Raw genomic sequence first — 17,009 nt, 5'->3', positions numbered from 1 at the left:
CGGGGTACGACAAAATCAGGCCGGATCTTGCGGTGCAGGACGGGTTCACCACTCCGTAAGAAGTCCCGGATCAGGGCAAAGCGGACTCCGTGCCCAGGCCCAGCGCGGCCGCCGACGCCCGCACGGCCTCGATCACCAGGTGCAGCGCGGGCCGCCGGAACGCGTCCCGCCGGTAGGCGATCGACACCGTCCGCAGCAGCGGCGTGGTGAGCGCGACGACGTCGATCCCGGGCGGCCGCAGCAGCCGCAGGCCCAGGTCCGAAACGAGCGTGACGCCGAGCCCGGCGCCCACCATCGCCATCGCCGTGGACTGCTCTTCGACCTCGTGGTTGATCTTCGGCGCGAAGCCGTGCCGCTGGCAGGCCGTGCGCATCGCCCGGCCGAAGTGCGACTTCGGGCTGGCCAGGATCCACGGGTGCTCGGCGAGCTCGTCGAGCGAGGCCGAGCCCGACGGCACCGCACCCCGCGGCACCGCCGCGTGCAGCCGCTCGACCGCCACGACGGCGCGTTCCAGCCCGGCGTCCCACGGCGTCGGCGCGTCCGAGTAGTCGATCACGAACGACAGGTCCAGCGTGCCGTCGCGGACCGCCTCGGCGGTGTCCTCCGGCGCCAGTTCCCGCGTGCGCACCTCGATGCCGGGGTGGTCGCCGGCCAGCGCGGTCAACGCCGTCGGCAGCAGCCCGGAGGCCACCGACGCCCAGACCCCGGCGGTCAGCCGGACCGTGCGCGCCTCCTGGGCCTCCTCCAGGGCGAGCGTCGCCCGTTCGACCGAGCCGAGGATCTCCTCGGCGTGCTCCGTCAGGAGCTTGCCGAGCTCGGTCAACTGGACGCGCCGGCCGAGCCGTTCGAACAGCTTCGCGCCGACGTCGCGCTCCAGCTGCGCGAGCTGCTGCGATACCGCCGAAGCGGTGTAGTGCAGCGAAGCGGCTGCCGCCGTCACCGTGCCCCGGCGGTGCAGCTCGCGCAGCATCCGCAAGCGGTGCAACGAAAGCTCCATACACCAAACCTAAACGAGATCGTGCAGGTTCGTTAAATGGACGCGTGGGCGGTCCGGGGCGCACGCTCGGGGAGGCGGCCACGACGGGCCGCCCGGACCTTCCCTGGAGGTGAGTGGCCCTGATGACCCCGCGCAACGCCGAGCCGCTGATGCGGCTCACGTGGACCGATCCCGTCACCGGCGCGCCCGGCTACCTGGTCGTGCACAGCCTGGTCTCCGGCGTCGCCACCGGCGGCACCCGGATGCGGGCGGGCTGCACGATGAACGAGGTCGAGGACCTCGCCCGGGGCATGGCCAACAAGACCGCGACCTTCAACCTGCCGGTCGGCGGGGCGAAGGGCGGCATCGACTTCGACCCGAAGGACCCGCGGGCGTTCGGCGTGCTGAAGCGGTTCTGCGCGTTCCTGCGGCCGTGGCTCGACGCGCACTGGGTGACCGCCGAGGACCTCGGCGTGCCCCAGCACCTGATCGACGAGGTGTTCGCCGAGCTCGGGCTGGAGCAGTCGTACCACGCGGCGATCGGCCGTTCGGCCGACCCGGCGCGCACCCTGCGCCGCGTCCAGGCGGGGCTCAACGCGCCGGTGCCCGGCGGCCTGCTGCTCGGCGACGTCGTCGGCGGCTACGGCGTGGCGCAGGCCTGCCTCGGCGTCGCGGCGGCGTGGGACTGGGACGTCCGCGAGACGACCGTGGCGATCCAGGGCATCGGCACCATGGGCGGCGGCGCGGCCTGGTACCTGCACGAAGCCGGGATGAAGGTGGTCGCGGTGGCCGACGCCGCCGGCACGCTCCACGACCCATCGGGACTCGACGTCCCGGCGCTGCTGGAGCTGCGCGACCGCTTCGGCGAGATCGACCGGACCCGGCTGCCGGCCGGGGTGCGGTCGCTGGCGCGCGAAGCCGTCGTCGGCATCGACGCGGACATCTTCGTGCCGGCGGCGATTTCTTATGCGCTGCGGCCGGACAACGAAAACCTGGTCAAGGCCGCGGTCGTCGTCGAAGCGGCCAACGCGGCGACGACGCCGGAAGCGGAGGCCGCGCTTTCGGCCCGTGGCGTCGCGGTCGTGCCGGACTTCGTCGCCAACGCGGGCGCGGCGGCGTGGGCGTGGTGGCTGCTGCTGGGCGAGGTCGGCGCGGACCCGGCCGACTCGTTCCTGCGGCTGCGCACCGAGATGCAGTCGAAGGTGGCGCTGCTGCTGACCGAGTGGAACATGGACCGGCTGCCGCTGCGCATCACCGGGCTGAAGCTGGCCGAGGCCAACCGGGCCCGGCGGGCCGAGGCGGCGCTCGCGCCGGAGGGTGAGCCGGGGCTGCTCATCCCGTAAGAGGTCTGCCGTGGCCGGTCGTGAGTGAGAAACAGGGTTGGAACACCGTTTCTCACTCACGACCGGGCTAGCGGGCGAAGCGGTCGGTCGCGCCGACGAGCACGTCCTGCATCGGGGCGTCCTGCGTGGAGTGCCCGATGTCGTCGAGCATGACCAGTTCACTGCCCGGCCAGCCGTGGTGCAGCAGCCACGGCGTGCCGACGATGTTGCTCGTGTCGAGCACGCCCTGGGCCAGCACGGCGGGGATCCCGGCGAGCTTGCCGAGGTTGCGCAGGATCTCGCCGTCGGGCAGGAAAACCCGGTTGCTGAAGTAGTGCGTGACCAGCCGGGCGAAGCAGAGCTGGTAGGCCGGATCCTCGAAGGCCTTGTACGGCGGCACGCCCGGGAGCATCGCGTCCTCCCAGGCGCACCAGTCGTCGGCCGCCTTGCGGTGGACCGCCGGGTCGGGGTCCATCAGCAGCCGGTGGTAGGCGGCGGACAGGTCGCCGTCCCGCTCGCTCTCCGGCACGCCCTGGCGGAACTTCTCGAAGGCCTCCGGGAAGTACGCCCCGAGCCCGCGGATGAGCATTTCGATCTCGATGAACCGGTCCGTCGCGAGGCCCATCAGGACCATTTCGCTGACCCGCTCGGTGTGCCGCAGGGCGTAGGTCAAGCTGAGCACCGAGCCCCAGGAACCGCCGAACAGCAGCCACTTCTCGATGCCGAGCCGCGTCCGGAACAGTTCGAAGTCCGCGACCAGGTGGTCGGTGGTGTTGGCGGACAGGTCGGCCACCGGCGCGCCGGCGTGCGGGGTGCTGCGGCCGCAGCCGCGCTGGTCGACCAGCACGACGCGGTAGCGCGCCGGGTCGAAGTAGCGGCGCAGGTTCGTCGAGCAGCCGGTGCCGGGGCCGCCGTGCACGACGAGCGCCGGTTTCCCGTCCGGGTTCCCGCACGTCTCCCAGTAGATCTCGTGCCCGTCGCCGACGTCGAGCAGGCCGTGCTCGTACGGCTCGATCTCGGGGTACAGCATCAGCGCGTCCTTCCGCCCGGAATACAACAGCGCTGTCACATTAGCGCCCTGGGCGGCACGACGCGCGGGTTTATCCGCTTCAGACCAGGGCGCCGGCCAGCTCCGAGAGCGTGTCGGCCAGTTCGCGCGGGCCCGCCGGGCCGATGTGGATGACGGCGTCGTCGCCCGCGCCCGCGGTGTAGCTGAGGTAGCGGCCCCAGTCCGTGTCGGCGTAGTGCAGCGGCTGCTGCAGGCAGGTGTGCCGGCCGACCTCGTCGCGGCGTCCGACGTAGAGCTCGCCGCTGCCCGAGACCGGCCGCTGCACCAGGCTGACGACGTCGGCGATCGCCGGGTCGAGCGGGTAGGCGTCCTGACCGCGGCGGGCCGCCTCGGTCAGGTCCGCCACCCGGACGGTGCGCGGCTGGCCGCCGCCGGCCCCCAGCGGCGGCAGCTGCTCGACGAGCGACTCGGCGAGCCGGTTCCGGTCGATCTCCTGGACGCCCACGTGCGTGCCGTCGGAGACGGCGAGGACCGCCTGGAGGCCTTTCGCGGCGGCGAGCACGCCGTAGGTCTGGCCGTCCACCCCGACCCAGCCATAGCACTCCCGCGCCGGGTTGACCAGCAACGGGAGCCAGTCGAGGAAGTCGACGGCGGCCCGGCCGCGCGCGTCGACCAGCCCGGCCTCGGCCAGCGCGGCGTCCACCCGCTTGTCCGCCTCGGCGCGCTCCTCGTCCGAGAGCCACAGCGGCTCCGGGCGGAGTGTGATGTGCAGCTGACCGACCTGCTCGCGCTCGGCCAGTGCGGCCAGCGCCTCGACCGGAACGTCCACCCGGCCTGTTGCCACGTCCACCCGCCTACTCGCTCTACTCGCCGATGACCGGCGGACTGGTCCGCTGGTCGGTGCCGAAGATCGCGTCCGGATCCGCTTCGATCAGGAAGTCCGGCCGCTGGTGCTCATCATCTTCCTCGCCCTCGCCCCGCCGGCCGCCGGGGCCCATCGGCCCCATCTGCCCGGAGCGCCCGGCCGCCGACCGGGCGGCGGCGGCCTCCGCGGCGGCCGCGTTGCCGAGGCTGCCCATGCCGGATCCGCGCCCGCTGCCCAGGCCGCGCTCCCCCGCCGCCGACCCGCTGCCACCGCCGGCGCCGCTTCCGCTTCCGCTGATCGGCCGGCCGTTGGAGTCCAGCAGCCGGCTGCCGGCGTTGCCGCTCGTCGGGCCGCGGCCGGGCGCGTTGGGGTCGTTGCCGAAGGTGTTCGAGTAGTTCTGGCCGCCGGTGCCGGTCGGGTAGTAGTTGAACCCGTCGACGTTCGGCGGCGTGTTGCCCGGGCGGTCGGTGACCTGCCCGGGCCGGGTCGGGGTGGGACGGCCGGTGCCGGTGGTGTGGGTGTCGTCGGCGCCGGGCTTCGGGATGTTCCCGGGGCGATCGGTGATGCCACCCGGCCTGTCGGTGCTGCCCGGGCGATCCGTGCTGCCGGGGCGATCCGTGGAGCCGGGCTTGTCGGTACCGCCGGGCTGGTCGGTCCCCCCGGTGCGGCCGGGGTCGACGCTGGTGGTCGAGGTGTGGTCGTCGTCGCCGGGATCGCCACCCTCCCGGTACCACTTGTGCCTGTCGACGATGATCGGCCCGGGGCCGTCGGGCTTGTTCACGGAGATCGCGGCGCCGTCGGACTCGAGGACGCCGTAGTCGGTGGGCAGCGCCGACCTGGTGCTGTCGGTGACACTGCTGTACTGGTCCATCACGCGGACGTTGGTTTCGTTGGCCGCGTTGTACTTCGCGATCCCGGACTGGTAGTCGTCGATGTCGTCCTTGGCCATGAAGGGGCCGGCGATCGGGATGGCGGCCTTCAGCCCCACGCTCCACGGACTCGGCTTCTCCGGCTTCGGCGGCACCTCGACGACAGAACTGCTGGAGTGGTCGAACGCGGTCGCCTGCGAATCGACCGACGCCTTGGTGACGTCCAGCGGCTGGGCGGTCTCGGCGAAGGCCTGCTCGAGCGGACCGGCCCCGGCGTTCGCGGCGTCGGCCGCGCTTCCGGTCCAGGCCTGCTTCATCCGGTCCTGCAGCGACTTGATGCCCTGCGCGCGGTCCAGGTAGGCGTTCGACAGGTTCGCGACCTCGTCGGCGGCCGTGCGCAGGCTCGTGGTGTCGCCTTGTCTGAAGTTGTCGTAGATCTGCTTGCCGTCCACTCGTCATGCCCCCTTGAGTGTGGTGATGACCGCGGCCGCGACCTGCCCGGCCGCGGCGCAGGAATCCTGCTGCCCCTCGTAGCCCCCCGAATACACGCCGACGGCGAGGTCGTCGGCGACACCGATGTCCAAGCTGCAGTTGCCCTGCGGGCGCCGGTCGCGCTTGTCGATGTATATCGCCGGGTAACCCTCGACGTCCGGCGCCTTTTCGAGGAACGGGAATTGGCCGTCTTCGTGCGCCGTGTACAGCCCGGCCAGGCCGCCGAGGCCCCGGTCTCGGTTACCGGTGCCGATGATGACCTGCATGCTCACCCCCGCACCAGAGATCTTCCAGCTGCAACCCGGACCGACAGCACCGATACCGTCGTCCTGCAACTGGGTGTCTCCGGGCTCGGTGAACTGCAGCGCCGACAACGTCGGAGCCGGGACGATGTCGCACGGCTTGGCGGTGTACTTCGAGACGTCGAGCGGAGTGGTCACCTTGGGCACATCCGGATTGGCCGCAGCGCCGGACGACATCGGCTGAGTCGGCGCAGGCGAAGCGGTCCCGGGCTTTTCCGTCGAGCAGCCGGCGAGCAGCAGGGCGACGGCCACGGCACCGGCCGTGACCCGAACGGGCAGGTACACGGTCACACCGTCCGGAAGGGGTCGGCCATGCCCTGGTCGGTGGCGACCGTCTTGGTTTGGGCTTCCTTGAGCTTCTTCACGTAGTTCTGCACGTACTTCAGCATTGAGTCGTTCTGCGCCTGAAGTGCCGAAAGGGAGTCCATGGTCGTCGAGACGTACCCACCGCTGACAACATCCTCGCCCGGCGCCTTCAGCGACGTGATGATGAAGTTGATCCGGTCCTTGTCCTCGACGATCTTGTCCAGCTCGTCTTCCCACAACCCGATCACCGAGGCGAGCTCCTCGGGGTCCATCTTGAACTGACCGCCCCCGCCGCCACCGCCGCCGTAGACGCGGCCGCTCTGGCCCAGGATGTCGCCACCCCAGACCGCCTGGACCGCCTGCCCGGCTTCGCCGATGATCACGCTCCGCACCTTCCCCTCAGTTCACCCACCGTGATGGTGCAAAGATTAGCCAACTGTCTCACGCCGTGTCAGCGAATCGCCGCAACGTTCCGACGATGGTGAGCCGGGTTCGGTTCCCGGGCACTCCGGGTCACAGTACGTACGTACGGATTGCGAAGTCCCCGTCCTCGGTGCCAGGATTTCAGGATGCCACGCGTAAGCCAGGATCACCTCGACGCACGCCGGCGCCAGATCCTCGACGGCTCGCGCGTCTGCTTCGCGCGCTACGGCTACGAAGGTGCCACAGTCCGGCGCCTGGAGGAAGCCACCGGGCTGTCGCGCGGGGCCATCTTCCACCACTTCCGCGACAAGGAGTCGCTCTTCCTCGCCCTCGCCGAGGACGACGCCATCCGGATGGCCGACGTCGTCGCCGAGCAGGGCCTCGTCCAGGTCATGCGCGACCTGCTCGCCGGCGGCGACCACCCGGCCGACTGGCTCGGGACGCGCCTGGAGGTGAGCCGGCGCCTGCGGACCGACCCCGAGTTCCGCGCCCGCTGGGCCGAACGGTCCGAGCAGCTGACCACCGCCACCCGGCTGCGCCTGCTGCGCCAGCGGGAGGCCGGCAACCTGCGCGACGACGTCGACGTCGACGTGCTCACCGCCTTCCTCGAACTCGTCCTCGAAGGACTCGTCTCGCACCTGGCCATGGGCCTGCCCGCGGCCGGGCTGGGGCCGGTGCTCGACCTCGTCGAGGAGACCGTGCGGCGGCACCGGCCGGGCACCGCCTGATCACGCGTGGTCCAATGGCCCGCGTGGATCTCCTCGAGGCGCACGGCCAGGCGTTGCGGGCCTTCGGCGACGCGGTGCACGCCGCCGGCGCCGGCTGGGACCGCCGGACGCCGTGTGCCGAGTGGACGGTCCGCGACCTCGTGAACCACCTCGTCGCCGAGCAGCTGTGGGCGCCGTCCCTGCTCGCGGGGGCCACTTTGGACGACGTGGGCGACCGCTTCGACGGCGACGTCCTCGGCGAAGACCCGGTGGCCGCCTGGGACGCGGCCGCCGAGGCCGCCCGCGAAGCGTTCCTCGACGAAGGGGCGCTCGAACGCGCGGTGCACGTGTCGGCGGGTCTGGTCCCGGCCCGCGAGTACGGCTGGCAGATGACGATCGACGCGGCGGTCCACGCCTGGGACCTGGCGACGGCACTCGGCCTCCCCTGTCCGGTGACCGAGGCGCTGGCCGAAAGCCTCCTCGACGTCGTGCGGCCGTGGGTGGACGAGTGGCAGGGGCTGGGGATCTTCGACCCCCCGGTCCCGGTGCACCGTGGCGCGGGGCCCACCGCACGGCTCGTCGCCCTGCTCGGGCGGCAGCCCGCCTGAACCACCCGCCAAGGTGAGCGCGCCGACACACCGATATCCCGGCGAGACCGGGCGCCGACACGTTAAACTTGTCCGCATCGTCGCAGTACACGCCGATTTCCTACTAGGAGTGACCGTTTCGTGCGCGCAGCGCAGTCACCTGGTGACAGTACCGAGCCGGGTGACCGACCCGGCTGTCCGATAGGTTCATCCCCCGCCGACCGGGCGGGTGCGGAATGATCCAGATCCTCTTCGCCGTGCTCGGCGTCCTCCTCTTCGTGCTGCTGACCGTCGGCACCGGGCTGGCCGTCGCCGCCGAGTTCTCGCTGACCGCGCTGGAACGCAGCACCGTCGAGGCCAACGTGCGGCAGGTCGGCGACCGCCGCGCCCTGACCGTGCAGAAGGCCCACCGGACGCTGTCCTTCCAGCTCTCCGGCGCCCAGGTCGCGATCACCCTGACCACGCTGATCACCGGTTACCTGGCCGAGCCGCTGATCGGCGAGCTCGTCCGGCCGCTGCTCACCGGCGTCGGACTCCCGGCGGGGTTCGCCGCCGGGGCGTCGATCGTGCTCGCCCTGATCATCGCCACTTCGCTGTCGATGATCCTCGGCGAAATGGTGCCGAAGAACCTCGCCATCGCGCGGCCGCTGCCGACCGCGCGGGCCGTCGCCGGCTACCACTCGCGGTTCTCCGCCCTCTTCCGGTGGCTCATCACGCTCATGAACAACAGCGCGAACTTCCTCGTGCGCAAGTTCGGCGTCGAACCCCAGGAAGAGCTGCGGTCGGCGCGCTCGCCGCAGGAGCTCGGCTCGATCGTGCGGTCCAGTGCCGAAAGCGGGACGCTCGACACCTCGACCGCCGAACTCCTCGACCGCTCGCTGCGCTTCGGCGAGCGCACCGCCGAGGAGCTGATGACTCCGCGCGTGCAGCTCGAGTCGCTGGCGATCGACGACACCATCGAGGACCTCATCGACATCTCGCGCCGCACCGGGTTCTCGCGGTTCCCGGTGCACGCCGAGGACCTCGACGACGTCCGCGGCGCCGTGCACGTCAAGCAGGCCTTCGCCGTGCCGGCCGCCGACCGCGCCGCCGTGCCGATCGGCTCGGTCATGCGGCCGGTGCCGACCGTGCCCGAGTCGCTGCCCGGCGACGACCTGCTCAACCGCCTGCGCGACTCCCGCTTCCAGGTCGCCATCGTCGTCGACGAGTACGGCGGCACCGCCGGGCTGGTGACCCTGGAGGACGTCGTCGAGGAGATCATCGGCGACGTCCGCGACGAGCACGACGACCACGAAGGCCCGGCGTCGCAGCAGGTCGGCACCGACAGCTGGCTGGTGTCCGGGCAGCTGCGCGCCGACGAGGTCACCGACGTCACCGGGTTCCGGATGCCGGACGGCGACTACGAAACCATCGCCGGGCTGATCCTCGAGCGGCTGGGCAAGATCCCCGCCGAGGGGGACGCCGCCGAGGTCGACGGCTGGCGGCTCACCGTGACCACGATGGACAAACGCCGGATCGCCGAGGTCGAAGTGGCCCCGGTCCGTAGCGAAGAACCGGCGGAGGTGGCCTCGTGAGCGACTGGCTGAACATCGCCCTCGTCGTGCTCCTGCTGCTGACGAACGCCTTCTTCGTCGGCGCGGAGTTCACGCTGATCTCCTCCCGGCGGGACCGGCTCGAAGCCTTGCTGGAGCAGGGCAAGACGCGCGCGAAGATCGTCATCAACGCGAGCAAGCACGTGTCCTTGATGCTCGCCGGCGCGCAGCTGGGCATCACCATCTGCTCGCTGCTGCTCGGCCGCCTCGGCGAACCCGCGGTCGCGCACCGGCTGTCGGCGTTCTTCGACCTGCTGGGCCTGCCCGAAGCGCTGCTGCACCCGATTTCCTTCGCCATCGCGCTGGCGTTCATCACCGTGCTGCACGTCCTGATCGGCGAGATGGTGCCCAAGAACCTCGCCATCGCCGAGCCCGAGCGGCTCGCGCTGTGGCTGGTGCCGGTGCACGTCGGGTGGGTCAAGCTCGCCAACCCGTTCATCTGGCTGCTGAACTTCGTCGCCAACTCGCTGCTGCGCGCGGTGAAGGTCGAGCCGAAGGACGAGCTGGAGACGGCCTACACGTCCGACGAGCTCGCCGAGCTGCTCAGCGAGTCGCGCCGGGAGGGCCTGATCGACCAGTCCGAGCACCGGCGCCTCACCCAGACGCTGTCCTCGGTGGAGAAGACCGTGGCCGACGTGCTGGTGCCGACGGCCGAGCTGACCACGCTGCCGTGCGGGCCGACCGTCGGCGACGTCGAGCGGGCGGTCTCCTCGACCGGCTTCTCGCGGTTCCCGGTGTGCACCGACGACGGGCGGCTGACCGGCTACATCCACGTGAAGGACGTCCTCGAGCTGGCCGGGCACGACCCGGCGACGATCGTGCCCGACGCGAAGACGCGCCCGCTGACCGAGCTGCGCGCCGACGCCCGGCTCGACATCGCGCTTTCGGCCATGCGCAAGGAAGGCAGCCACCTGGCGCGGGCGCTCGACACGGGCGGCAACGCCGTCGGCGTCGTGGCGCTGGAGGACCTCGTCGAGGAGTACGTGGGCACCGTGCGCGACGGAACCCACGTCGGCGCATGACGAGTGTCGAGGTGCTCGCCGAACCGGACTGGCTGGCCCGGGAGGCGGCGCACGTCGAGCGGATGCGGCGGTGGACCGGCCCGCACCAGGACCGGCGCTCGCGCGGCGAGAAGCACCCGGTGCTGGACTTCCTGTTCACCTACTACTCGTACCGGCCGTCGCACCTGGAGCGGTGGCAGCCCGGGCCCGGTGTCGCGCTCGCCGGGCCCGCGGCGCGGCGCTTCCTGGACCGCAAGGGGTACGTCTCGACCGGCGACGGCGTCCTGCTGGATCCCGCCGGCTTCACCGAGAGCAAGGCGCGGACGGCCGAGTTCGTCCTGGGCCTGCTGACCGCGACGGCGTCGCGCGCGCCGCGGCTGAGCTGTTTCGGCCTGCACGAGTGGGCCATGGTCTACCGCGAGCCGGCGGACTCGGTCCGGCACAACCAGGTCCCGCTGCGGCTCGGATCGGCGGGCACCGACGCCGTGGTGGAGGCGCTGGACGTCCGCTGCGGGCACTTCGACGCGTTCCGCTTCTTCACCGCGGACGCGCGGCCGCGCAACGAGCTGACGCCGTCCCGGGAGACGCAGGTCGCACTCGAGCAGCCGGGGTGCCTGCACGCGAACATGGATCTGTTCAAATGGGCGTACAAGCTCGATCCGTTCGTGCCCGCGGAGCTGGTGGCGGACTGCTTCGAGCTGGCCGTCGAGATCCGGACGCTCGACATGCGCGCGAGCCCGTACGACCTGGCCGCGCTCGGCTACCCGCCGGTGCGGATCGAGACGGCCGAAGGACGCGCCGAATACGCCAGGGCGCAGGGCGGGTTCGCCCGGCGGGCCGCACCGCTGCGTGCTCGGCTGATCGCGCACTGCCATCGCCTGGTCAGAGCAGCACCCTGAGCACGCTCCACTGTGAGTCAGATTATTCTCTCACTGATACTCACCTGTTAGGGTGATAACGGTTTCATTGCATCGCAGCGCGTGCTTGACATGCGCTCACCCCGAAAGGACGACGATGGGGCGACACACCCGGGACGACGAGCCCGTGCCGCACCCTCAGGACCGTGCCGGCACTCCCCCGGGCGGAGGACAGCCGCGCCGCCACCCCGGCGATGCCCGCCGTGGCGAGGCCTCCGGCGCCTACCCGGTCGCGGGCCAGGGACCGTCGAAGAAGCGCAGCTCCATCTCCGACGCCTTCGGGATCGCCGGCCGCGGCACGCCCCGCGGTGAGTCGTCCGGGTATTTCGTCTCGGGCGGCGGTGAAGCTTCCGGCTCGTACCCCGTCGCCGGGCGCGGTGAAACCACCGGCCCGCACCCCGCCGCTCGTCGCGGCGAGGCTTCCGGCCCCCATCCCGTCGCCGGGCGCGGCGAACCGCCTGCCCGCGGTGGTGAGACCTCCGGCTCCTACCCCGTCACCGGCCGGCGCGCCGGCCGTCGCGGGGAAGCCTCCGGTTCCTTCCCGGTCGCCCGGCGCGACGAAACCGCCGCCGAACGGACCGAGGTCATCACCCGGCACGGCGAAGCCTCCGGCGACTACCCGATCACGGCCCGCGGCGAGAGCTCCGGCGCCTTCCGGGCCGCCGGCCGCGGGGAGAACACCGGCTCCCACCGCACCCTCGACCGCCCCGAACCCGCCGCCGGTGCCGGAAGCACTCCGCGCCGGCGCCGCCGCGACGACGCCGGCGTGCCGGCCACCCGCCGCACCCCAAGGCGCGGCGAGACCACCGGCCCGCACCGGACCGAGAGCAAGAGCGAGGCCACCGGTCCGCACCGCACCGAAGGCAAGAGCGAGACGACCGGGTCGCACCGGATCGCCGGGAAGGGCGAGGCCACCGGCTCGCACCGGATCGTCGGCAAGAAGGCGCCGCGGCGGCGGATCGCCGGCTGGCCGATCGCCTGCGCCGTGCTCGCCGCCCTCATCGGACTCGGCGTGATCGGCTGGAACTGGGCCGACAGCGAGCTCAACAGCCGCGCCGAGGCGCAGGCCGCCAGCTGCTCCGGCGGCACGTCGCAGATGCGGATCGTCGTCACGCCGAGCGTGCAGAAGCCGATGACCGCCGCGGCCGACCGGTGGAACCAGGCCGCGACCGTGGTCCACGGCCAGTGCGTGCACGTGACGATCGACGCCAAGGCGTCTTCGCAGGTCCTGGACGCGCTGGTCGGCCGGACCAACCTGGACGCCATCGGCGGGCTCCCGGCCGCGTGGCTGCCCGAGTCGTCGTACTGGGTCAGCGAGCTGACCACGAAGAAGCCCGAGATGATCGGCTCCCCCGCCCAGTCGGTGGCGAACGCCCGCTCCGCGGACTACCCGTTCGTCGGCCTCACCGGGCAGGGCATCGACGACACCGTCCTCCGCGCGGCGCAGACGTTCCGCGAGTACCTCGAGCAACCGCCCCAGCAGGCCGACTTCGCCGCCGCGGGGATCAAGAGCTAGACGCGCGTGCCGTTGTCGAGCTCGGCCACCACGGCGAGGTCGTCGTCGGCCAGCTCGAAGTCGAAGATCCCGAAGTTCTCCCGGGTGCGGGTCGTGGTGGCCGAGGCAGCCACGGCGACCGTGCCCGCCTGCAGGTGCCACCGCAGCACGATCTGGGCCGGGGTCTTGCCGTACTTCGCCGCGAGCGCGGTGACGGTCTCGTCGGCCAGCAGGCCGGCGTTCGCGGCCGGGCTCGACGCGGCGGTCACGATGCCGCGCTCGCTGTGGAACTCGCGCAGCGGGAGCTGCTGCAGCCACGGGTGCAGCTCGACCTGGTTCAGCACCGGGACCGCGCCGGTGGCGTCGATCAGCCGGCGCAGTTCCGCGACGCCGAAGCCGGCGACGCCCACCGCGCGCACGCGGCCGTCGGCACGCAGCCGGCTGAGAGCGCGCCAGGTGTCGGTGAACGCGCCTTTCGTGCCGTCCAGCAGGCACAGGTCGGCCCGCTCGACCCCGAGCGCGGTCAGCGCCTGGTCGGCGGCGCGACGCGCGGTGTCGTAACCCTGCGCGGGCACCTTGAAGCTGACGAACAGCTCGTCCCGGGGCGTGCCGGCGAGTGCGGCGCCGACCGCCGCCTCGGTCCCCGGCGCGGTGTCGAAGCCGCGGTAGCCGACGTCGAGGGCGATGCGGACGGCGCGGCCGGTTTCGGCCGGGGTCAGCCCCGCGACACCGAACAGCAGCTGGGGAATGCGGACTCCGTCGGACAGGGCGAGCGAAGGCGGGACGGCCATCTACCGGTGATCCTCACGTCGGATGCTGCGCGGGTGTTCCCCATCATTCCACTGCGGCGGCCCGCCCGCGCAGGTACGCCGCCGTCGCCGCGTCGGCCGGGAAGAACGCCTCGATCACCAGTTCCGCGACGGTGATGTCCAAGGGCGTGCCGAACGTGGCCACCGTGCTGAAGAACGTCAGGTCGGTGCCCTCGTGGCGGAACTTCAGCGGGACGAAGATGTCACCCGGTCCAGGGACCTCCACCTCGGGCACCGGCTGGTCGCAGGGGTAGCCGCGCAGCTCGGCTAGGAGCTCGGCCAGGCCGGGGTCGGCGGTCTGCCCGACCTGGCGGCGGAGCCGGCCGAGCAGGTGGGCGCGCCACTCCCCCAGGTTGAGCACGTGCGGGGCCATGCCGTCGGGGTGCAGGGTCGCGCGCAGGACGTTGGTGGTCAGCTCGGCCGGGACGCCCTCGACGAACAGCCCGACGGCGGCGTTGGCGTCGACGAGGTCCCAGTTCCGGTCGACGACGGCGGCCGGGTAGGGCTCGTGGCTCGCGAGCAGCTGCCGGACGGCCTGGCGGACGGCGTCCATTTCCGGGTCCCCCAGCGCGTTCTCGGTGTAGGCGGGCGCGTACCCGGCGGCTAGCAGCAGCCGGTTGCGCTCGCGCAGCGGGACGTCGAGGTGCTCGCCGAGCCGCAGCACCATGTCCCGGCTCGGCCGCGAGCGGCCGGTCTCGACGAAGCTGAGGTGCCGGGTGGAGATGTCGGCGGAGATGGCGAGGTCGAGCTGGCTGATCCGGCGCCGGTCACGCCATTCCCGCAGCAGCTGCCCGACGGGCCGCTGCCGCGCGGCCGCCTGCACTGTGGTCGTCACCCGAGCGACGCTACGGCGATCAGCGGGCGGCTGCCATTACCTCGCGCGTAATCGACGGGCCGCCGCCGGTCCGCCAAAGTCGGTCCCAGCACCGGACGACGGCAAACCCGTTGTCCCCCAACCGAAGGAGCATCCCATGACCGACGTCCGCGCCCTCGTCGAGCAGTACATCGCCGTCTGGAACGAAACCGACGGTGACAAGCGCCGGGCCCTCATCGCCGACGTCTTCACCGAACACGCCGGCTACACCGACCCGCTCGGGGCCGTCACCGGACACGACGGGATCGACCAGTTCGTCGGCGGGGCCCAGCAACAGTTCGCCGGCCTCACCTTCAGCCTGCCCGCCGAGCCCGACGCGCACCACGACCTCGCGCGGTTCCAGTGGTACCTCGGCGCGCCCGGGGCTGACGAGCCCATCGCCATCGGGTTCGACGTCGTCGAGCTGGAAGACGGGAAGATCGCCGCCGTGCACGGCTTCCTGGACAAGATCCCCGGCTGAGAACGCTCTCACGGCCGGCGCGACTCGGCGGCGTACCGGGCGGCGATGGTGCGGACGGCCTCGTCGACTACCTGGGCGACGCGTTCGGGGCTCACCTCCCAGCCCGGCACCAGGAGCGTCGGCCAGAAGACGTAGTTGGAGATCATGCCCAGGAACTGGGTGGCCGCGAGGTCCACGTCCTCGATCCGCACCGTTCCCGCCTCGTGCTCGGCGAGGAGGTAGCTGCGCACGGACTCGAAGTAGGGCATCTTCCCGTGCGAGAACTGCGCGTGGGCCAGCTCCGGGAACCGCGGCAGCTCGGCGATGACGATCCGGAACAGGTCGGTCATCCGGGCCCGGCCCAGCAGCTCGGCGTAACGGCGACCGATGATGCCGAGCCCGTCGACGATGTCGCCCGCCGGCGGGGGATCCTCCTCGCCGGCGGTCGACCAGGACTCGGTCACGATGGCGTCGAACAGAGCCGCTTTGGTCGGGAACTGCTTGAACAGGGTGGCCCGCGAAACGCCCGAGCGCTCCGCGATCCGCGCCAGCGACGTCCGGTCGTAGCCCAGCTCGAGGAACAGTTCGGTCGCGGCCGTCACGATCAGCGCGCGCTTCTCCTGGGCGACGCGCTGGTGGTACGTCGTCACGACCCCGCTCATGGGACGAGCATACGAGGTGAGTGGCTTGACTCGCCACTGCCGCCGACCTAGGGTCGAGGCATGGTGAGTCGACCGGCTCACCACGTACCGGAGGAACGTCCCATGCCCCGCTTCGACAACCAGACCGTGCTCGTGACCGGCGGGACCGGCGGCCAGGGCGCGAGCCACGTGCGCGCCTTTCACGCGGAGGGAGCGAACGTGGTGATCGGCGGCATCGACGCGCGACGCGGCGCCGCTCTCGCCGACGAGCTCGGGTCCCGCGCTCGCTTCGCCCGCCTTGACGTCACCGACGAGAGCTCGTGGTCCGCCGCTGTGCCGGCCGCCGAGAGCGCTTTCGGCGCCCTGCACGTGCTCGTCAACAACGCGGGCGTGCAGAATCCGCCCGCGACGATCGAGAACACGGACCAGGCCACGTGGTCGCGCATTCTCGACGTCAACCTCACCGGGATCTTCCTCGGCATCAAGCTCGCGGCCCCCGCGTTGCGCCGCGCGGGAGGGGGAGCCATCGTCAACATCGCCTCGACCATGGGCCTGGGCGGTACGGCCCAGTACGCGCCGTACGTCGCCAGCAAGTGGGCCGTGCGAGGCCTCACCCGAACGGCCGCACTCGAGCTCGGCCGCGACCGCATCCGGGTGAACACCATCCACCCCGGCGTGATCTCGACCCCCTTCATCCACGAACCGGCAGCCGGCGCGGTCGCGGCCATCGCAGACTTCTACTCGCCCGAGCCGTTCGCCATCCCCCGGCTCGGGGAGCCGGCCGACGTCAGCCGTCTCCTCCTGTTCCTCGCGTCATCGGACGCGTCGTTCGTCACGGGGTCGGAGTACGTCATCGACGGTGGGCTCGTCCTCGGCCCCGCCCTTCAGGCCGAGACCGCATGAGCACCGCGGACGCGTCTTCGTCCCACCTGCCCGACCACATCCGGCGAGCCATCGAGATCACCCCCGCCGCGGGCACCCGGGAACGGATCATCGACATCACGACGCTGGGGCGCCGCACCGGCCGGGCACGCCGCATCGAGATCTTCTTCTACCGAGCCGCGGGCACCACTTACCTGTGCAGTGGCGCCGGCGGGGCCGCGACCGGCTGGTATGCGAACCTTCTCGCCAACCCGGACTTCACGTTCCACCTCAAGAACGGGATCCGCGCGGATCTGCCCGCACGGGCCACGCCGGTCACCGACCCAGCCGAACGCCAGGCCGTGCTGGCGGAGATCGTGGCGGATCTCAACCAGCCCCACGACCCCGGCACCATCCGGCCGACCCGGCTCGAAGACTGGGCCGACAGCCGGCTGATGCGCGTCGACTTCCGCCTGTGAAGAGCCGGAAAACGGCGTGCGGGCTCCCGGGCAGGGGAGCCCG

The 17,009-nt window shown here is 71.8% G+C and carries 19 protein-coding genes; 10 read left to right on the top strand and 9 right to left on the bottom strand.

What is annotated here, in order from left to right:
• Nucleotides 1-70: 70 nt before the first annotated feature.
• Nucleotides 71-997, bottom strand: a complete 927-nt coding sequence (locus ABFJ78_RS12510) for a LysR substrate-binding domain-containing protein (RefSeq protein ID WP_436386106.1) — start codon at nt 995-997, stop codon at nt 71-73.
• A gap of 122 nt (nt 998-1,119) precedes the next feature.
• On the opposite strand from ABFJ78_RS12510, the gene ABFJ78_RS12505 reads away from it, so the two are divergent.
• Nucleotides 1,120-2,319 (top strand): Glu/Leu/Phe/Val dehydrogenase dimerization domain-containing protein, encoded by a 1,200-nt coding sequence (locus ABFJ78_RS12505; protein ID WP_436386105.1) that lies wholly within the window; start codon nt 1,120-1,122, stop codon nt 2,317-2,319.
• A 67-nt stretch (nt 2,320-2,386) separates the two neighbouring features.
• Here ABFJ78_RS12505 and pip read toward each other — a convergent pair whose 3' ends face one another.
• The 5 genes from pip to ABFJ78_RS12480 form a co-directional block, all read right to left on the bottom strand.
• A complete protein-coding gene (pip, locus tag ABFJ78_RS12500; protein WP_436386104.1) occupies nt 2,387-3,328 on the bottom strand; it encodes a prolyl aminopeptidase in 942 nt (313 codons plus the stop codon).
• 79 nt (nt 3,329-3,407) lie between these two features.
• On the bottom strand, nt 3,408-4,136 hold the full coding sequence (locus ABFJ78_RS12495) for an ESX secretion-associated protein EspG (protein WP_436386774.1): 729 nt from the start codon (nt 4,134-4,136) through the stop codon (nt 3,408-3,410).
• A gap of 34 nt (nt 4,137-4,170) precedes the next feature.
• Nucleotides 4,171-5,493: a WXG100 family type VII secretion target gene (locus ABFJ78_RS12490; RefSeq protein WP_436386103.1), complete on the bottom strand. Its 1,323-nt coding sequence runs from the start codon at nt 5,491-5,493 to the stop codon at nt 4,171-4,173.
• Nucleotides 5,494-5,496: 3 nt separating this feature from the next.
• The gene (locus ABFJ78_RS12485; RefSeq protein ID WP_436386102.1) at nt 5,497-6,120 is read right to left on the bottom strand and encodes a DUF3558 domain-containing protein; all 624 of its coding nucleotides are present in this window, start codon (nt 6,118-6,120) and stop codon (nt 5,497-5,499) included.
• 2 nt (nt 6,121-6,122) lie between these two features.
• Nucleotides 6,123-6,524 (bottom strand): hypothetical protein, encoded by a 402-nt coding sequence (locus ABFJ78_RS12480; protein WP_436386101.1) that lies wholly within the window; start codon nt 6,522-6,524, stop codon nt 6,123-6,125.
• A 186-nt stretch (nt 6,525-6,710) separates the two neighbouring features.
• On the opposite strand from ABFJ78_RS12480, the gene ABFJ78_RS12475 reads away from it, so the two are divergent.
• The 6 genes from ABFJ78_RS12475 to ABFJ78_RS12450 all read left to right on the top strand — a co-directional run bounded on the left by ABFJ78_RS12475 (nt 6,711) and on the right by ABFJ78_RS12450 (nt 12,884).
• Nucleotides 6,711-7,292: a TetR/AcrR family transcriptional regulator gene (locus tag ABFJ78_RS12475; RefSeq protein WP_257918778.1), complete on the top strand. Its 582-nt coding sequence runs from the start codon at nt 6,711-6,713 to the stop codon at nt 7,290-7,292.
• Nucleotides 7,293-7,315: 23 nt separating this feature from the next.
• Nucleotides 7,316-7,879: a TIGR03086 family metal-binding protein gene (locus ABFJ78_RS12470; protein ID WP_436386100.1), complete on the top strand. Its 564-nt coding sequence runs from the start codon at nt 7,316-7,318 to the stop codon at nt 7,877-7,879.
• Nucleotides 7,880-8,094: 215 nt separating this feature from the next.
• Nucleotides 8,095-9,432: a hemolysin family protein gene (locus ABFJ78_RS12465; RefSeq protein WP_436386099.1), complete on the top strand. Its 1,338-nt coding sequence runs from the start codon at nt 8,095-8,097 to the stop codon at nt 9,430-9,432.
• Nucleotides 9,429-10,472 (top strand): hemolysin family protein, encoded by a 1,044-nt coding sequence (locus ABFJ78_RS12460; RefSeq protein ID WP_436386098.1) that lies wholly within the window; start codon nt 9,429-9,431, stop codon nt 10,470-10,472. Before ABFJ78_RS12465 ends, ABFJ78_RS12460 begins: the two co-directional genes overlap by 4 nt.
• Nucleotides 10,469-11,350: a 3-methyladenine DNA glycosylase gene (locus ABFJ78_RS12455; RefSeq protein ID WP_436386097.1), complete on the top strand. Its 882-nt coding sequence runs from the start codon at nt 10,469-10,471 to the stop codon at nt 11,348-11,350. The genes ABFJ78_RS12460 and ABFJ78_RS12455 overlap by 4 nt, the downstream gene beginning before the upstream one ends.
• Nucleotides 11,351-11,465: 115 nt before the next feature.
• Nucleotides 11,466-12,884, top strand: a complete 1,419-nt coding sequence (locus ABFJ78_RS12450; protein WP_436386096.1) for a hypothetical protein — start codon at nt 11,466-11,468, stop codon at nt 12,882-12,884.
• Here ABFJ78_RS12450 and ABFJ78_RS12445 read toward each other — a convergent pair.
• Nucleotides 12,881-13,654, bottom strand: coding sequence for an aldo/keto reductase (locus ABFJ78_RS12445; RefSeq protein ID WP_436386095.1), 774 nt, complete (start codon nt 13,652-13,654; stop codon nt 12,881-12,883). The two genes, ABFJ78_RS12450 and ABFJ78_RS12445, sit on opposite strands and share 4 nt — an antisense overlap.
• 43 nt (nt 13,655-13,697) lie before the next feature.
• Nucleotides 13,698-14,507 (bottom strand): helix-turn-helix domain-containing protein, encoded by an 810-nt coding sequence (locus ABFJ78_RS12440; protein WP_436386094.1) that lies wholly within the window; start codon nt 14,505-14,507, stop codon nt 13,698-13,700.
• Nucleotides 14,508-14,643: 136 nt separating this feature from the next.
• Between ABFJ78_RS12440 and ABFJ78_RS12435 the strand changes: the two genes are divergently transcribed.
• Entirely contained in the window at nt 14,644-15,006 is a 363-nt protein-coding gene (locus tag ABFJ78_RS12435) for a nuclear transport factor 2 family protein (protein WP_436386093.1), read from the top strand.
• A gap of 8 nt (nt 15,007-15,014) precedes the next feature.
• On the opposite strand, the gene ABFJ78_RS12430 is transcribed toward ABFJ78_RS12435, so the two are convergent.
• On the bottom strand, nt 15,015-15,647 hold the full coding sequence (locus ABFJ78_RS12430; RefSeq protein WP_436386092.1) for a TetR/AcrR family transcriptional regulator: 633 nt from the start codon (nt 15,645-15,647) through the stop codon (nt 15,015-15,017).
• A 102-nt stretch (nt 15,648-15,749) separates the two neighbouring features.
• Between ABFJ78_RS12430 and ABFJ78_RS12425 the strand changes: the two genes are divergently transcribed.
• Both ABFJ78_RS12425 and ABFJ78_RS12420 read left to right on the top strand, forming a co-directional pair.
• Nucleotides 15,750-16,529, top strand: coding sequence for a glucose 1-dehydrogenase (locus ABFJ78_RS12425; RefSeq protein WP_436386090.1), 780 nt, complete (start codon nt 15,750-15,752; stop codon nt 16,527-16,529).
• Nucleotides 16,526-16,966: a nitroreductase/quinone reductase family protein gene (locus tag ABFJ78_RS12420; RefSeq protein ID WP_436386088.1), complete on the top strand. Its 441-nt coding sequence runs from the start codon at nt 16,526-16,528 to the stop codon at nt 16,964-16,966. Before ABFJ78_RS12425 ends, ABFJ78_RS12420 begins: the two co-directional genes overlap by 4 nt.
• Nucleotides 16,967-17,009 lie beyond the last annotated feature (43 nt).

Source organism: Amycolatopsis sp. MEPSY49 (genome assembly GCF_051337345.1).
GTDB lineage: Bacteria > Actinomycetota > Actinomycetes > Mycobacteriales > Pseudonocardiaceae > Amycolatopsis.
Note: the sequence above shows the minus strand (reverse complement) of the source record. Positions and strands in the feature narration are given on the sequence as shown.

Bases quoted from the DNA above. Each gene is read 5' to 3' on its own strand.
- ABFJ78_RS12455 (WP_436386097.1), top strand. From the start codon at position 10,469: ATGACGAGTGTCGAGGTGCTCGCCGAACCGGACTGGCTGGCCCGGGAG.
- ABFJ78_RS12430 (WP_436386092.1), bottom strand. From the start codon at position 15,647: ATGAGCGGGGTCGTGACGACGTACCACCAGCGCGTCGCCCAGGAGAAG.
- ABFJ78_RS12465 (WP_436386099.1), top strand. From the start codon at position 8,095: ATGATCCAGATCCTCTTCGCCGTGCTCGGCGTCCTCCTCTTCGTGCTG.
- ABFJ78_RS12475 (WP_257918778.1), top strand. From the start codon at position 6,711: ATGCCACGCGTAAGCCAGGATCACCTCGACGCACGCCGGCGCCAGATC.
- ABFJ78_RS12510 (WP_436386106.1), bottom strand. From the start codon at position 997: ATGGAGCTTTCGTTGCACCGCTTGCGGATGCTGCGCGAGCTGCACCGC.
- ABFJ78_RS12505 (WP_436386105.1), top strand. From the start codon at position 1,120: ATGACCCCGCGCAACGCCGAGCCGCTGATGCGGCTCACGTGGACCGAT.
- ABFJ78_RS12425 (WP_436386090.1), top strand. From the start codon at position 15,750: ATGCCCCGCTTCGACAACCAGACCGTGCTCGTGACCGGCGGGACCGGC.
- ABFJ78_RS12435 (WP_436386093.1), top strand. From the start codon at position 14,644: ATGACCGACGTCCGCGCCCTCGTCGAGCAGTACATCGCCGTCTGGAAC.
- ABFJ78_RS12450 (WP_436386096.1), top strand. From the start codon at position 11,466: ATGGGGCGACACACCCGGGACGACGAGCCCGTGCCGCACCCTCAGGAC.
- ABFJ78_RS12420 (WP_436386088.1), top strand. From the start codon at position 16,526: ATGAGCACCGCGGACGCGTCTTCGTCCCACCTGCCCGACCACATCCGG.
- pip (WP_436386104.1), bottom strand. From the start codon at position 3,328: ATGCTGTACCCCGAGATCGAGCCGTACGAGCACGGCCTGCTCGACGTC.
- ABFJ78_RS12445 (WP_436386095.1), bottom strand. From the start codon at position 13,654: ATGGCCGTCCCGCCTTCGCTCGCCCTGTCCGACGGAGTCCGCATTCCC.